The 16,088-nt window shown below is 72.3% G+C and carries 11 protein-coding genes; 3 read left to right on the top strand and 8 right to left on the bottom strand.

The genetic code is table 11. From position 1 onward, the window contains the following. Positions 1-53 precede the first annotated feature (53 nt). The 3 genes from ACFUJ1_RS17140 (at position 54) to ACFUJ1_RS17130 (ending at position 3,071) form a co-directional block, all read left to right on the top strand. Positions 54-1,058: a ParA family protein gene (locus tag ACFUJ1_RS17140; protein ID WP_378646613.1), complete on the top strand. Its 1,005-nt coding sequence runs from the start codon at positions 54-56 to the stop codon at positions 1,056-1,058. A gap of 59 nt (positions 1,059-1,117) precedes the next feature. Further along, a complete protein-coding gene (locus ACFUJ1_RS17135) occupies positions 1,118-2,134 on the top strand; it encodes a ParB/RepB/Spo0J family partition protein (protein ID WP_378646611.1) in 1,017 nt (338 codons plus the stop codon). A gap of 196 nt (positions 2,135-2,330) precedes the next feature. Further along, positions 2,331-3,071: a GNAT family N-acetyltransferase gene (locus ACFUJ1_RS17130; RefSeq protein WP_378646609.1), complete on the top strand. Its 741-nt coding sequence runs from the start codon at positions 2,331-2,333 to the stop codon at positions 3,069-3,071. A gap of 63 nt (positions 3,072-3,134) precedes the next feature. Here the strand turns inward: ACFUJ1_RS17130 and ACFUJ1_RS17125 are convergent, their stop codons facing one another. From ACFUJ1_RS17125 to ACFUJ1_RS17090, 8 genes are all read right to left on the bottom strand, one after another. Next, the gene (locus ACFUJ1_RS17125) at positions 3,135-4,328 is read right to left on the bottom strand and encodes an N-acetylmuramoyl-L-alanine amidase (protein WP_233015353.1); all 1,194 of its coding nucleotides are present in this window, start codon (positions 4,326-4,328) and stop codon (positions 3,135-3,137) included. Between the two features lie 158 nt (positions 4,329-4,486). Further along, the gene (trxA, locus tag ACFUJ1_RS17120) at positions 4,487-4,816 is read right to left on the bottom strand and encodes a thioredoxin (RefSeq protein WP_233015352.1); all 330 of its coding nucleotides are present in this window, start codon (positions 4,814-4,816) and stop codon (positions 4,487-4,489) included. Positions 4,817-4,846: 30 nt separating this feature from the next. Continuing rightward, positions 4,847-5,830 (bottom strand): thioredoxin-disulfide reductase, encoded by a 984-nt coding sequence (gene trxB, locus ACFUJ1_RS17115; RefSeq protein WP_378646606.1) that lies wholly within the window; start codon positions 5,828-5,830, stop codon positions 4,847-4,849. 115 nt (positions 5,831-5,945) lie between these two features. Next, positions 5,946-6,893, bottom strand: a complete 948-nt coding sequence (locus tag ACFUJ1_RS17110) for a hypothetical protein (RefSeq protein ID WP_378646604.1) — start codon at positions 6,891-6,893, stop codon at positions 5,946-5,948. 120 nt (positions 6,894-7,013) lie between these two features. Then, entirely contained in the window at positions 7,014-7,604 is a 591-nt protein-coding gene (sigM, locus tag ACFUJ1_RS17105; RefSeq protein ID WP_378646602.1) for an RNA polymerase sigma factor SigM, read from the bottom strand. 162 nt (positions 7,605-7,766) lie between these two features. After that, complete coding sequence (locus ACFUJ1_RS17100; protein WP_378646600.1) at positions 7,767-11,975, bottom strand: lipid II flippase MurJ; 4,209 nt, start codon at positions 11,973-11,975, stop codon at positions 7,767-7,769. Positions 11,976-12,948: 973 nt separating this feature from the next. Continuing rightward, the gene (locus ACFUJ1_RS17095) at positions 12,949-15,471 is read right to left on the bottom strand and encodes a DUF6049 family protein (RefSeq protein WP_378646598.1); all 2,523 of its coding nucleotides are present in this window, start codon (positions 15,469-15,471) and stop codon (positions 12,949-12,951) included. Beyond that, positions 15,468-16,004: an NUDIX hydrolase gene (locus ACFUJ1_RS17090; protein ID WP_233015347.1), complete on the bottom strand. Its 537-nt coding sequence runs from the start codon at positions 16,002-16,004 to the stop codon at positions 15,468-15,470. Before ACFUJ1_RS17090 ends, ACFUJ1_RS17095 begins: the two co-directional genes overlap by 4 nt. Positions 16,005-16,088 lie beyond the last annotated feature (84 nt).

Here is a 16,088-nt window from a genome sequence, read left to right as displayed (position 1 = left end):
GTGCGCATGCGTGCCGGTGTGCGGGGTCGTGAGTTCTCGGGTTAGGAGCAGTTATGTCGAGCGGGCCGGCGAATGTTTCACGGGAAACCACGTCGAGAGTTCCGGGGATGCTGGACTCCAGCAGCCTCGATGCGGACTCCTTCGGAAACACGCCCTTCGGGCATATTTCCGCCAGCGAGACCCCGATCGCCGTGGAGGCGCATCGGGCCAGTCAAGTGCTTCATCCAGGAGGTGTGACCGTGCCGAAGCCGCGCGAGCAGCGCATCATGACGATCGCCAACCAGAAGGGCGGCGTTGGCAAGACCACCACGGCGGTGAACCTGGCGGCCGCGCTGGCGCACCAGGGCATGACCGTGCTGGTGATCGACCTCGATCCGCAGGGCAATGCGAGCACCGCCCTCGGCATCGACCACTACTCGGGCGTGCCCTCCAGCTACGAACTCCTCATCGGGGAGACCACGGTGCGGGAGGCGATCAAGACCAGCCCGCACAGCGAACGGTTGCTCTGCATCCCGGCCACCATCGACCTCGCGGGCGCGGAGATCGAGCTCGTCTCTATGGTCGCCAGGGAGGGCAGGCTCAAGGCCGCCATCCAGGAGGCCAACCTCGCCGGCTACAACATCGACTACGTCATGATCGACTGCCCGCCCTCGCTCGGTCTGCTCACCGTCAACGCGATGGTGGCGGCGAAGGAGGTGCTGATCCCGATCCAGTGCGAGTACTACGCGCTGGAGGGCGTCGGGCAGCTCATTCGCAATATCGGGCTGGTGCAGGCGCACCTCAACCCCGACCTGCACATCTCCACCGTCATCCTCACCATGTACGACGGCCGGACCAAGCTGGCCGACCAGGTGGCCGAGGAGGTGCGCGCGCACTTCGGCGACGTGGTGCTGCGCTCGGTGATCCCCCGCAGCGTGAAGGTCTCCGAGGCGCCCGGCTACGGCATGACGGTGCTCGACTACGATCCCGGTTCCCGGGGCGCCATGAGCTACCTCGACGCGGGCCGGGAAATCGCTGCCCGCGGCGCGGCGCAGCGCGACGACGCCGCCAGTGCCTGACCGCCTGCGAAGATTGAGAACAGGGTCCGGTGGCGAACAAGGAAGGGATCGGTAGGCCGATGACGCAGGCGAAGAAGGGCGGATTGGGGCGCGGGCTGGCCGCGTTGATTCCGACGGGTCCGGTCGGCGCGCCCGGCAACGGCAACGGCAACGGCACCGCGCTCGGCGAGGTGCCGCAGGCACCGACTCCCCTCCCCCGCGCGGTGCCGATCGGCGCCGCCGACCTCCCCGACCTCACCGGGTTGGTCGACACCGGCGCCGCGGTCTACCGCGAGATCCCGCCGGACAAGATCGAGCCGAACCCCAAGCAGCCGCGCACCTACTTCGAAGAGGACGCGCTGGCGGAGCTGGTGCACTCGATCCGCGAGTTCGGGCTGATGCAGCCGATCGTGGTTCGCCGGGTGCAACCGGGCGCCGACCGCTACCAGCTCGTCATGGGCGAGCGGCGGTGGCGGGCGAGCCAGGAGGCCGGGCTCACCGCCATCCCGGCCATCGTCCGGGAGACCGCCGACGACTCCATGCTGCGCGACGCGCTGCTGGAGAACATCCACCGGGTGCAGCTCAACCCGCTCGAAGAGGCCGCCGCCTACCAGCAGCTGCTGGAGGAGTTCGGCGTCACGCACGAGGAGCTGGCGGGCAAGCTGGGCCGCTCCCGCCCGGTGATCACCAATATGATCCGGCTGCTGAAGCTGCCGATTCCGGTGCAGCGCCGGGTCGCGGCCGGCGTGCTCTCCGCGGGCCACGCCCGCGCGCTGCTCGGGTTGGACTCGGGCGCGGACGCCCAGGAGGTGCTGGCCGCGCGGATCGTCGCCGAGGGACTCTCGGTGCGGGCCACCGAGGAGGCCGTCACCCTCGCCAACCGCGACGACTCGGTGATCAGGCCCGCCCCCGTGCGGCGCAAGCCGATCCACATGCCGGGGTTGCAGACGGTGGCCGAGCGGCTCTCCGAGTCGTACGACACCCGGGTGGTCGTTAGCATGGGTAAGCGGAAGGGCAAGATCGTTGTCGAGTTCGGCTCGGTCGAGGACCTGGAACGCATTGTCGGAATGATGGAGCAGCAGCAGCTCGGCGGGTGACCCGAATTGTTGATTTTCGGCGCTGTCAGCCGATGACCGAGAGGCCAGGCTTGAAACGTCACTGTGACAGTGCCGGAAATCCGACTGTGAAATCGGCTTCGCCCCCGAAGGGTTTCGGAATTCGGCGGATCGCCTATTCTTGCGAGCGAGACCAGTGAGCGTAGACGAATCGGAGAGCTGGAGGCTGAGCAGAGCGGTGTCGACCAGCGTCACAGCACTCACCCTCGGGGAGCTCGACAAGTTGCCCACCCACGCACGGCGGTGCGTGTTCTGGGAGATCGATCCCGCGGTCGCCGAGGACTCCAGGGAATTCAGCGACCCGGTCTTCGAGAAGGAGGCCTGGCTCTCCACCGTGATGCTGGAGTGGGGCTCCTGCGGTCAGATCGCTCAGGTGGACGGGCAGGGCGCGGGGTGTGCGCTGTACTCGCCGCCGAACGTGGTCCCGCGCGCCGGACTCTTCCCGACCTCGCCGGTGAGCCCGGACGCCGTCCTGCTGACCACGCTGCGGGCCGAAGCCATCTACGCCGACCGCGACGTCACCCACCAGCTGATCCAGGCCGTGGTGGCCGATCTGGTCCGCCGCGGCGTGCGCGCCCTCGAGGCATTCGGCATTCGCTCCGCTCCCCCGGCCACCCTGCTCGGTGATCGCACCGCGGGCTCCATGCGGCTGATGGAGCGCATCGATAGCCCCTCCCTCGGCGCCGCGCCGAGCGCGAGCGCCGCCATCGGCCCGTGCTCGCCGGAGACCTGCATGATCGAGGCCGACTTCCTGGAGGACGCCGGCTTCGAGGTGGTGGCGCCGCACCACCGCTTCCCGCGGCTGCGGCTGGAGATCGACTCCGACCACGGTTGGAAGGAGGACGTCGAGCGCGCGCTGGACCAGCTGCTCGCGGCCGCCTCGATGACCCCGCCCGCCCGCGTCGGCGCGCCCTGCTGATCCCGGAGAACGACGATGGCCCCGTCCGGGAATCGGGCGGGGCCATCGTCGTGCGGGGGCGGACTACATCCGGTCGGCCGCGGCCAGCTCCTCGGCGAGCAGCTCGGCGAAGGTGTAGGTGCCGGTGGGCTGATCGTCCTGGCCGAGCAGGTACAGCCGCTTCACGGACACCAGGATGGCCTCGGCGATCACGTCGCGCATCCGGGGCGTGGTGAGCACCGAGGCGTCGTATTCGTTGGTCAGGTAGCCGATGTCGACCTGGACCGTCGGCATCTTGGTGAGCCGGAGCAGATCCCAGGTGCGCGGGTGCGTGCGGCAGTCCTGCAGCGAGGTCCGCGCCACCACCTCGCGCTGGATGTAGCCGGCCAGCACCTGGCCGATCATCGAGACCGAGCCGTGCGAGTTGCCGAAGTAAAAGCCGGCCACGCCGTTCGCCGACGGGCTCGGGTTGGTGGCGCAGCGCAGCGAGATCATCAGGTCGGCGTCGAAGGCGTTGGAGGTCTCGGCGCGCTCGGCATCGCTGGGGTTGGCGTTCCAGGGCCGGGAGAGGAAGGTCTCCATGCCCGTGGCGGCCATCCGGCCCTCCAGCCTGGCGGCCAGATCCCAGAGCACCTCGGACTCGTAGACTTCACCGAACTCGGTGGCGACCGAATGCCCGCGATCGGGGCCGCCGAGGCCAGGGTCGATCACGATGCGCTTGCCGGTGAGCTGCGGGCCCGCCCGGTGCACGACCTCCTCCTCGGCGATCCGGTGCGGATTGCCACCGGTGACGCGGGCGCCGAGCAACTCCAGCGAGCGCAGCGTGTCCGGGCCGCAGATGCCGTCGGCGGCGAGCCCGATCTCCCGCTGGAAGGCGGTGAGCCCCTCGTGCGTGTGCGGGCCGAAGTAGCCGTCCACCCGGTGCACGTAGAAGCCGAGATCCTGGAGCCTGCGCTGCAGCGTGGCGACGTCGTCGCCGTACAGCGGGGCGGAGAGCTGGTAGATGAGGGTGCGGGCGCCGAGCCGGTAGGAGGCTTCCTTGAGCGCCCGGTAGGTCGCCGGGCCGACGATGCCGTCGACCAGCAACCCGCGGTGCTGCTGGAAGGCGCGCACCGCGGAGTCGAGCGGATGGTCGAAGGACGCCTCGACGTCCTTCCAGTACTCCGGCGGGTCGTTCTGATCCGCGCCCGCATGAGAGTTCAGGAATCCCAGACTCGCCAGGGTGCTCCGGACTTCCGCGACCGCCGGACCGCCGTCGCCGTGACGAAGTCGGTGCATGCGTGAGGGCCCTTTCCTTCCGTTGATCCCGGGTACCCACTCATGCGACGGTGTGAACCCTCGCACGACCGGAGCGTCGGTCGATTGTCGCAGACCTCGGCCACAACCCCGCAATCGCGGGTCCCAGGCATCCTACGGGGAGTCGGCTGTTCCCGGCGTCAGATGACGCCGTCGAGTTCGCGCAGCAGCGCGGCCTTGCCCTTGGCTCCGACGATGCTCTTGACCGGCTTTCCACCGGAGAACAGCATCATCGTCGGCAGCGAGAGCACCTCGTAGTCGCGGGCGGTGCCGGGGTTGGCATCCACGTCCAGCTTGGCGATGGTGAGCTTGTCGGCGTGCGTGCCCGCGATCTCCTCCAGCACCGGGGCGACCATCTTGCACGGGCCGCACCAGTCGGCCCAGAAGTCGACGAGTACGGGCTTCTCGCTGAGCAGGACGTCGTCGGCGAATGTGGCGTCGGTGACGGTCACGGTCTTCTTGTCGGACACGGGTATCTCCTTGCGCTGGTACGGGGTCCGTCAGGAGACCGGGGTCACCGGGGAACCGGCGTGGTCGAGCGTGTTCGACGTGATGTCGCCCTGCTCGCCCAGCCACCGCTCGGCGTCGATCGCGGCGCGGCACCCGGTGCCCGCCGCGGTGATCGCCTGGCGGTAGATGTGGTCCACGAGATCGCCGACGGCGAAGACGCCGGGGACGTTCGTGGCGGTGGTCGGGTGCTGCACCTGGACGTAGCCGTCGGCGTCGAGCTCGACCTGCCCGCGCACCAGCTCACTGCGCGGGTCGTGGCCGATCGCGACGAAGAGGCCGGTGGCGGCGAGCTCGGAGGTCTCCCCGGTCCTGGTGTCCCGCAGGGACAGGCTCGTCACCGCGGAATCGCCGTTGACCTGCACGACCTCGGTGTTCAGCACGAACCTGATCTTCTCGTTGGCCTTGGCGCGCTCCAGCATGATGCGGGAGGCGCGGAACTCCTCGCGCCGGTGCACGATGGTGACGGTGGTGGCGAACTTGGTCAGGAAGATCGCCTCCTCCATCGCCGAGTCGCCGCCGCCGACGACCACGATCTCCTGGCCCTTGAAGAAGAAGCCGTCACAGGTGGCGCAGGCGCTGACGCCGCGGCCGAGCAGCTTCTCCTCGCCGGGGACGCCGAGGTAGCGGGCGGCCGAGCCCATGGCGAGGATGATCGCGTAGGCGCGGTAGGTCTCGTCGCCGACGGTCACGGTCTTGATCGGGCCGGAGAGGTCGATGGCGTCGACGTCCTCGGTGCGGATCTCGGTGCCGAAGCGCTTGGCCTGCTCGCGCATCTCGTCCATGAGGTCGGGGCCCATGATGCCCGCGCGGAAGCCGGGGAAGTTCTCCACCTCGGTGGTGGTCATCAGCGCGCCGCCGAACTGGGTGCCCTCGAACTGCAGCGGCTCGAGCTCGGCGCGCGCGGCGTAGACGGCGGCGGTGTACCCGGCGGGGCCGGAGCCGACGATGATCAGGTCGCGAACAGGCGTGCTCATGGGGCCCTTCCGAAGGAGTGGGACGTCTGACGTCTCGGTCAACACCAGGGTATCGGGTGGAATTCCCGGGGTGGTGCGGGCCGCTCGGGGGCGAAAACGGTGGCTGTGCGGGCGATCACCCGATGTCGGTGCGGGTGAGCTGCTGCGGATCGCCGGTGGTGCAGCCGGTGCCGACCACCAGCGCGGTGACGCCGGGCGAGCGCGGCCCGGCCAGCAGGACCAGCACGGCTGGGCCGCCGCGGAAGAGCACGTCGGTGGAGCCGAGTACGGGGCGCTCCAGGCCGTTGGCGGCGACGCAGCGGCGCAGGGCGGCGGCGCTGCCGAGCGGGCCGGTGACGTCGTTGCGGCCCATGATGCCGAGGGCCGCGGTGGAGGTCAGCTCGTCCCCCACGTCGAGTGCGGTCGGCGGTTGCGCGGTCGGGGTCCCGGTCTCGGTGCCCGTGCGCAGGAGGGCGGTGATGCCGATGCCGACTGCCAGTACCAGCAGCGCGGCCGCCGCTGTGAGCAGGTAGGTGGGCCGTCTACGCCGGGCAGCCAGCGGGATGACGGTCTCCGAAACCGGCTGGCGCGAGGGCGCCTCGCGAGCACCGAGCCGGGTCGTCGCCTCGACGTCCTCGGGGGCCGAGCCGATCGGGAGCGTGGCCGCGCCGGGGGCGAATCGGGCCGTTGTCCCGACATCGTCGGGGGCCGAGCCGATCGGGAGCGTGGCCGCGCCGGCGCCGGGGGCGAGCCGGGTGGTCGCCTCGACGTCGTCGGCGGGCGACCCGGGCCGGGCGGGCACGGGCCGCTGTTCGGTCGGCTCGACCCCGTCGAGATCGGTGACGAACCGCTCCAGCCGGGCGGCGATATCGACGGGCATGGCGTGCACCACCCGCTCCTCGCAACCGAGCGCGCGAATCCGGGTGCTCACCTCGTCCAGTGAGCGCAGCACGCGGAGCGCGTCGGGGTCGCGTTCGACCGCGGGCCACAGCTGCTCGCGGACCTCGGGCTCGAAATTGCCCGCGTGCAGATCGGCCAGCACGTCCACCGAGAAAGGAGGCTGCGGGACCGATCGGGTCGCCATCGCACCTCCGCTGTTCTCATCCGACATGGAACTCACCTGACATCACAGGTCCCCTTCGCGACGGGGGCGGTCGTCGTGGTCATCGCGCTGTGGTCCGTCACTACTTATGACGCACCGCCGCTACGTCCGGTTCCCCGGGTCACGGAGATCCTCCAGCTGCTCCCGCAGCCGGAGCCGGGCGCGCGCGCACCGGCTCTTGACCGTGCCCTCGGCGACCCCGAGCAGCGCCGCCGTCTCCGCGACGCTGAGCCCCTCCAGGTCCACCGCGACCACCGCCGCGCGCTGATCCGGCGGCAAGGTGAACAGTGCCCGCCCGAGCATCAACGAAACTTCCAGTTCGGCGATTCCATTCCGGGGATCCGCCGGATCCGGCATGGTCTCCGGCGAGAGCGAGATGGCCCGCCTGGTCTTGTTCCGCCGGATCCGGTCGAGGCAGGCGTTCACCACGATGGTGTGCATCCAGCTGCGCACCTCGGAATCACCGCGGAACGAGGCGGCGGTGCGGTGCGCGTTCAGCAGTGCGTCCTGCAGCGAATCGGCCGCGTCCTCCCTGGTGTAGGCGATGCGCATGGCGGTCTGCCAGAGATGGTCGCGGTGCCTGCGCAGCAGCTCCGCGAAGGCGTGCTGCTGCCCGGCGACGTGCGCGCGCAGCAGTTCGATATCGCTCGGCTCGCCGGGCTCGAACGGCCGCGACTTCCCCCCGCGGTTCACTTCGGACGACAATGCCAACCCCTTGGACTGCGCTCACTGCGGTGCGGGCGCGGTCGCCTGCACCAGCTCCCCTGCCGAGAGCGCGCAGCGATCATAGCCTCGGTAACGATGTGGTAGCAACCGGGCGGTGCGGGCCGGTGAACCCCTGTTACGCAGGGATTTTCAGGGCGCGGCTTCGAAGCGGAGCTCGCCGATGGTGGTCTGGAAGCGGCCGCCGTCGTTGCCGAGGCCGGTGATCCAGATCAGCACGTAGCGGGCGGCCTGGTCGGTGCGCACCGGGATGTCGGTGACGCCGTTCTGCAGCCGCGCCGAGCCGATCAGCTGGGTCTGGTCCAGCGTCGGCGCGTCGGTGGGCGAGGTGCGGATCTCCACCGTCGTGCCCGCGCTCGGCGACTCGATGGCGACCGAGTTCAGCCGTGCCGGGGTGGGCAGCGTGGCCAGCAGCCCGACGCCCTTCTTGAGCGCGGGGAACTGCTGGAAGTACTGGTCGGTGCGCCAGGTGCTGGCCGGGTCGCGGTCGATCACGGCGGCGGCGCTGCCGGTGCCGTCCGGCGTGCCCTCCGGGGAGAAGACGCCGACCGCGGTGGCGGGCACCGGCGCGCCGGCGCCGCCGCTCGCGGCGGGCTCGGCCGGGCCGATCGGCGCGGCGGGCGGGGCGGTGGTCTCGCTGGTCAGGCCGATGTTGTTGGACTGGTCGAGCGGTGCCGACGGCTCGCCGCCCGCGAACATGCTCACCGTCCACCAGATCACTATGCCGACGACGAGCGCGGCCAGGATGCCGAGCCCGACCATGATCCAGAGCATTCGCTGCGAGCGCTCCCGCTCGGCGGCGAGCAGCTCCGGGTCGGCCAGCGACTCCTCGACCGGCGGCTGCTGCCGCTGGCCGAGCCGGAGCACCGGGATGAAGTCGGTCTTCTGATCGACGACCGAGGCCTGCTCCAGCACGTGCTGGACGGTGGCGGCGGTGCGCACGCCCTTGTTCGCCTCCAGCGAGCGCACCGCGACCGCGGAGATCTCGAAGGGCACCTCCGGCCGCACCTGGCGCGGCTCCACCGGGGTGCCGTCCTGGCCGAAGTCGGCGAGCCGGAGCCCGCCGACGGTGGCCGCCTGGCCGCTCAGCCCGCCGGAGCGGATCGGCCAGCGGGCCAGGATCAGGGCGTAGAGCATGGCGCCGAGGCCGCGCACGTCACCCTGGGCGTCGGCGTCGCTGAGCGTGCCGGGGAAGGCGAGCACGGCGTCGCCGGAGGCGCTGATCCGCACCCGGTCCGGGTGGTCGATGGAGAGCGCGCCGCCGCCGCGGTGCGCCAGCTCGGCGGCCGAGGCGAGCACCCGGATGGCGCGCGCGGCGCCGATCGGGGAGGGAACGGTCTCGGCCATCTCGCGCAGCGAGCGGCCGGGGGTCCACTCGGCGACCACGATGCCGCCGGAGGAGCCGCGCACCACGTCGAGCACCCTGGCCAGGCCGGGCGAGTTGATCCGGCCGAGCCGCAGGGTGCGGGAGAGGATCGCCTGCGGGCCGTCCTGCCCGGAGTTCTCCCCCGACTTCTGGTCGGCGTCGACGAAGGTCAGCGCGACCTCGCGGTCCAGCTTGATGTCGAGCGCCTGCCAGAACTTGAGCCCGCGCGAGCCGCCGCAGTCGGCGAGCAGCCGGTAGCGGCCGCCAGCGACCGAGGCGCCGGGGATGAGCTTCGGGCCGCGCGGGATCCGGCGGCCCGGCCCCTGCTCGCCGCCGACCGGCGGGATCGGCAGCATGCCGGTGTCGTACATCGGATCGCGCGGCGGGTGTGCGTGCGCCGAGCCGGTGTCCGGCTGCGCTATCGGCGGCACAACCGCCTCCGGCGGCAGGCTGCCGGGGCCGATCCGGACCGTCGCCTCGGCGTCCCGCGGCGGCACCCCCTGCGGCGGAGCGCCTGGCACCGGGGCCTGCGGCGGCACCCGGCCGCCCTGCTCCGGCTGTGGCGGCTGGTCCGTGGGCCGATGCTCGGTGGAGAGCCCGGCTGGCCGGTTCCCTGGAGAATCGTCGGCCGGGACGCCGCCCACCGCGTCGTCGCTCACCCTCGGTCCTCCTTCGGACGGATACGTCGAAGTCTCGTCGTCGCCACTTGTGCTTCTCTGCCGAACAGGGTACGGGAAGTGGCCCGACCCGGTACGGCCAACGGCGTCCGGCCGGATGACCGGAAGCACCATGGTCTGGGTGGAATCCCCGTACGGGTCGAACCGAGGGTATTCGTACTGGTCGCGGCGCTGCAGCACCCGGGTCGCGCCCTCGTCGACCTTCGCGTCGAGATCGAGATCGGGGGCGGGCGGGGTGATGCCGAGGCGGCGCGAGACGGCGACGGTGATCGCCACGATCTCCGGGATGCCCGCCAGGCGCATCAGCCCGAAGGCGACGCCGAACATGACGACCGCGAGGATCGCCACCCGGATCAGCGAGCCGGGGCCGCCGAACGCCTCGGAGAGCTTGCCGAGCCCGAGCACCCGGTCCGCGATCAGCATCACCGCGCCGCCCGCGATCGCGGCAAGCGCCACCCGGGACACCGTGCGCCCGACATTCGCCATGCGGAGGTCGCCGAGGCTGCGGTGCAGCAGGTAGCCGCCGATGATCGCGCCCGCGGTGTAGCCGAGGCCGTTGGCCGCGCCGAGCATGATCACCACGTGCGAGCTGTCGCTGGAGAGCACCGGGGCCAGCGCGGAGAAGACGATCTTCACCGCGGTGATGCCGAGCACGATCCAGGTCGGCGTCCACGCCTGCTCGCGGGCGTAGAAGACGCGCAGGTGGATCAGCACCAGCGAGTACGGGATCAGCGCGAAGGCCGACCAGCTGACCGCGAGGCCGAGCCGCTCGGCGTCCTCGGAGAACTTGGCGTAGCCGAACAGCGCCTGGCCGACCTGCGGGCCTGCCAGGGTCAGGAAGACCACCACCGGGACCAGCGCGATCATGGTGAGCCGGGTGGCGACCGAGAGGTCGTCGACAACGGCGGGGGTGTCGTCGGCGGCGGCATTGCGGCTCAGCCGCGGCATGATCGCGGTGAGCAGGGTGACGCCGAGGACGCCGTACGGCAGCTGCAGCAGCAGCCAGGCGTTGGAGTAGATCGCCGGGCCCGCCTCGTCGGCGTGCGACGAGATGTTGTTCGCGACGATCAGCCCGACCTGGCTGATCAGCACGTACAGGATGATCGCGATGCCCATCCGGCCGAACTGCTTGAGCCTGGCGTCGATTCCCCACAGCGGGCGCAGGTCGATGCCGTGCCTGCGGATGGCGGGCAGCAGGCTGGCGGCCTGCACGAAGACGCCGGTGGTCACGCCGAGGCCGAGGACGAGCAGTTTCGAATCGCCCATGCTGACCGGGTTCAGGCTGATCTCGCCTGGGGTGAGCGCGTAGGCCCCGAGCATGATCAGCACGACCACGTTGTTCAGCACCGGCGCCCACGCTCCTGGCCGGAACGCCTGCCTGGTGTTCAGGATCGCGGTGAGCAGGGCCGACATCCCGTAGAAGAGGATCGCCGGGACCAGCAGGAAGGTGAGCGCGGTGGTGAGCTCGGTGTTCACCTTGCCGTCGGAGGAGACGAAGACGTGCGTCGCCAGGATCGGGGCGGAGGCGGTGGCGAGCAGCGCGGCCACGGCGAGCACGGTGAACGCCGCGGTGACCAGGCGGCGGACGAAGGCGGCGCCGTTGTCGTCGTCCTCCTGCTCGGCGCGGATCAGGGTGGGGACGACGATGGCGGTGAGCACGGCGCCGAGCACCAGCTCGGCGATCATGTTCGGGATCAGGTTCGCCGAGACGAACGAGCTGGCCACCGCGGGGCCGAGCACCGCGAGCAGCAGCAGCTGCTTGCCGAAGCCGGTGATCCGGCTGACCAGGGTGGCGATGGCGATCGAGCCGGAGTCGCGGAGCAGGCGGGCGTTCGCGCTCTCCGTGGACTCGGGCTGCTCCGGCTCGGCGAGCGCGGTGCCCGCCCTGGCGGACTGCGCGTAGTGCGAGGTCGCGGGCTCGGCCGGGCGGGCGTGCTTGGGCTGGGCCGCCGGGATGCGCTGCGGAGCGGGGCGGGCGGGCGGAGCCTCGTGCGCGTGCCTGCGGTCCTGGCCCGGCTCGGCCGGGTAGCGCTGTTGCCCCGGGTGCGCGGGCTGGCGCGGCATGCCGCCGGAGGGGGGCTGGGCGCCGGGGCGGCGCGGGGGTGCGGTGCGGCGGGGTTCGCCGGGGAGCGGCTCGCCGTGCGAGAGGGGGCGGGCGTCGCGCGGCGGGGCCTGGGGCGCGCCGCGCGGGGTCTGCGGGGGTGCTTCGGGGCGCGGAGGGCGGCCGTGCGCGGCCGGGTGGTCGCCCGGTGCGGGAGGAAGCGGTCCACCGCGTTGCGGCGGACGGCCCTGCGGCATTCCGCGCTCGTCCAGCGGGGGTGCGGGGCGCGGGGGACGCTCGCCACGCGGTAGCGGGGCGGGACGTTCGCCGTAATTCGGCGGCGGGACATGCCGCTCGTCACGAGCGGGACCTGGCGGTCGCTGCCGCGGAACCGCTCCGGAGGGCGGCGCCTGCCGCGCGGGGTCGCCGGACGGCGGCACCTGCCGCGGCCGGGCTCCCTGCTGGGCAGGGCCGGGCGGCGCCTGCCGCGGCATCCCGCCGGACTGGGGCGCACCGGCATCGGGCGAGATCGGCCGTGGTCTGCCGCCGGACTGTGGCGCACCGGTTTCGGGCGCGATGGGCCGCGGTCTACCGCCGGACTGCGGAGCACCGGTTTCGGGTGACGTCGGCCGTGGTCTGCCGCCGGACTGTGGCGCACCGGTTTCGGGCGCGACGGGCCGCGGTCTGCCAGCGGACTGCGGAGCACCGGCTTCGGGCGAAATCGGCCGCTGCCTGCCGCCGGGAGCGCCGCTATCGGGCGGCATCGGTCTACCGCTGGGCGGTGGTGCACCACCATCGGGCGGTATCTGCCGTGGCCTGCCATCGGGCCCGGGCGGACGGGCCTGCGGCATTCCGCCGGACGGCGGCGCCTGCCGGGACATTCCCCCGCTGGGGGCGGGGCCGACGGTGCGCGGCGGCGGCGTGCCGTTCCGCCCGCCCGCAGGCGGGACGGACCGCGCGCCGTCGGGGCCGCGCGGTCCGGGCTCCGCCCTGCTCACCTGCGGGACCTGCGGCGGCGCGTCGTCCCCGAACCGTTCGGTGGCGCCGTCGGGCATCCCCGCTCCCCCTTCCGGATCCGCCCGGGGGCGGTGCAGCTGACGTTCCCACGGCGCGAGCGGGGCGCGGCGGATGCGCGCACCGTCCGGCTCGTCCTCCGGGTGGGGCCGATGAGCGGTCGGATGTTCGTCGCTCATCCTGCCTCCTGCTGTACTAGCGCACCGTGATTGTCCCTCACAGCGGCTCGCCGCGGCGGACAGCCCGGGCGAGGAACCTCCGGTAGCGGCTCACCTGGCGCTGGACCTCCGGGTCGAAGGTCTCGTCGGCCGGGTCGGGCCTGCCCCGGAACCGGTGCCAGAGGCGCCGCCCGGCCAGCAGCAGGAGCAGCGTCGCCGCACACGCGGTGAGGATCGCCAGCGCCTGGCCGTAGGCGTTCGAACGCACCGACACCGAGGTCGCGTTGCCGAGTGCGACACCGTCGGGAGTGGTCAGCGAGATCGGGATGACGAGATTGCGGCTGTCGTTCACCTCGGTCGGGATCTGGAAGGAGCGGGTGCCGTTCGGCGGCAGGATCTGCTCACCGGTGTCGTCGATGGAGGCGTCCGGCGGCGCCTCGATCCGGAACTTGACCCGGATCGCCACCGGCAGCTCGTTCCGCGCGACCAGCAGCAGCGGGCTCTGCTCGGAGGCGAGGGTGTAGACGCCGCCGGGCGGGAGCACCGTCACCGAGCCGTAGATCCGGTCCATGGTGCTCGCGGTGCGGTCCAGCCTGCGCTGGGCGTAGACGTCGGGCTGGGCGGTGCCGCCCGCGCGCCGGTCGGAGAGGGTGAGCGCGCGGAGCAGGTCGTCGCGCAGCGGGGTCACGTACTCGGTCGGGGTGAGCTCCAGCTCCGGCACCTCGACCAGGGCGCGGGAGAGCGCGGTGATCCGGGCGCCCTGGTCGCGGATCGGCGCGACGAAGCGCTCCGGCACCCCGTCCGCGACGGCGCGCGGCAGGTGATCCGGCTCGTACGGGCGCGGGTCGGCGGGCTGGGCGAGCAGCTCGGGCAGCGTCCGCGCGGTGGCCATGCCGCCGGTGAGCAGCGCGTCGACCTGGCGGAGCAGCGCGATGGCCTCCTCCCGGTTGGCGCCCCACTGCTGCGGCGGGACCAGCAGCTGCGCGCGCGGCCGGTCCGGCCGCGGGTTGAGCGCGGTCCAGGTGAGCGCGCCGAGCGCGTCCTGCAGCCGGGCGGTCCTGGAGTCGTTGGTGACGTCGTAGCGCACCCGGGCCGGGGTGAACGACGGGGTCGGCGGATTGGAGCCGACGGCGGCGAGCGCGGTGGCGGACCAGATGTCGTAGGTGAGGGCGTGCAGCGACGGGTCCGGCCTGCTGCCAGGCCCGTCGCCCGCCGGGGTCTCGGCCAGCGCGGTGACCGGGGCGGCTGGCACGATGTCCGGCATCCGGACCACCTCGGGGCGCGCCGGTTCGGCCGGGGTCGGCTCGGCGCCGGACGGGTCCTGCGTCAGGTCGTCGGCGCCGCCCGCACCGGCCGTCCCCTGCTCGGCGACGGCGGTCTCGGCCAGGACGGCGGTGCGGATGTTCTGGTCCCTGAGCAGCCCGCCCGCGATCGGGTCGATGCTGCCGGAGTCGGGGATGCCGACCCCGCGCAGCGAGCGCGCGCCGAGGATCCGGTCGACGATGTCGGCGGGCTCGCTCACCGCGCGCGCGGTGAGCGCCGGGTCGTGCACGGCGGCCAGCGCGCTGAGGTCGGCCTGCGCGAAGGGCAGCGCGACGGTGCAGTTCGCGGCGGCGACCACGCGCAGCCGGTCCAGCCAGGCCCGCGCCTGCGCGGCGCCGCCGCCGTCCCTGGTCGGCCCGTCCGGGTCGGACGGGCTGGCCAGCACCCGGTAGCCGTCGGTCATGGCGGTGGCGGTGAGCAGCAGGTCCGGGTCGATGGCGAGGCAGAGGCTCCTGGCCAGGGTGCGGTTGCGCGCGCCGTCGGCCCCGATCTCGTTCTCCAGCGCGCCGAGCAGCTGATCGAGCCTGCCGCCCTTGCCGAGCGAGGCGGCGAGCTCGTCGTCGGTGAGCAGCACCTGGCCGCGGTCCTCGGCGGGTTCGGTCGGTACCCAGCGCGGGCGGTCGGCCAGCGGCCAGAGCACCGTGGTGGCGACCGGCGGCGCGGGTGCGGCGGGTACCGCTGGCTCGCTGCCGCCGGACGGCGGGACGCCGAGCACCGGGAGCAGGAAGCGGGCGTCGTCCAGCCTGGCCTGGGTGCCGTAGGCGGGCTCGCCGTTGACGTTGAGCAGCAGCGGGTAGACGCCGGGCGCGGTGATCTCCAGCGCGCCGTCGGAACCGCGGACCGGAACCGTGAGGATGAACTGCTTGCGCTGGCCGGGGCTGAGCCGCTCGGCAACGTCCTGGAACGCCCCGACGACCTCGTAGTTCACCTGGTCCAGCCGCAGGCTGCTGCGCACCCCGCCCGGCTCGGTGACGGCGGGCGCGCGCTGGATCCGGACGCTGATGTCGTCGACCACCCGGTCGCCGATATTGGTGACGGTCCCGGTCACGGTGACCACCGGGTCGCTGGCGGTGGTCACCGCGGTCGGCGTCACCGAATCGAGGGAGAGCTTGAGGAACTTCGGTATCCCGATCTGCTGGTCGGCGTCGCCCGCACCGCTGGGCTGGGCCACTGCCTGACCCGTCAGCGGTGCCATCACCAGAATCGAACCGAGGATGGTCAGGATCGCCGCGGCGATCCGGAACAGCCCGCGCGTCATCGCTTACCGGTCTCCATCCGGTCGATCAGCCGGTTGGCCACCTCGGCGAGCCGCCGTTCGTCGGCGTAGGCGAGCCGGGAGTTCAGTTCGGTCAGCGGCACCCAGGCGACCTGGGTGACCTCGACGTCCGCGTCGGACAGTTCGCCGCCGACCGAACGCAACAGGAAATGATGCACGGTCTTGTGTACCCGCCTGCCCTCGGTCACGAACCAGTAGTCGATGCTCCCGAGTTCGGCCACAACGAGTCCGTTGATGCCGGTTTCCTCGGCGACCTCGCGGATCGCGGTCTGTTCGGCGGTCTCCCCTTCTTCGATGTGGCCCTTCGGCAGCGACCAGAGCAGCCGCCCACGCCGATCGGTCCGTCCGATGAGGGCGGCGCTGCGCTTCTCGGCGGGGCCGTCCAGCCCGTCGACGACGAGGCCGCCCGCCGAGGTTTCCCGGACGGTGCGCAGCCGGGGCCGCGACCCGTCGGCGGCCGAACCGCGACGCCGCGGTTGGCGGCGTCTGCTGTTCGCGCGATCGGCCTGAGACACCCGGTAATCCTACTGTGCGCCGGGCCGGTCGCCGCGTGACGGCGGGGGTGCGCGCGGAAAAATGCCATCGATCCCTGCTCGGTA

It is taken from the genome of Nocardia sp. NPDC057227, from assembly GCF_042669725.1.
Classification (GTDB): Bacteria; Actinomycetota; Actinomycetes; order Mycobacteriales; family Mycobacteriaceae; genus Nocardia; species Nocardia asteroides_A.
This window is presented reverse-complemented; position numbering and strand designations above follow the sequence as displayed.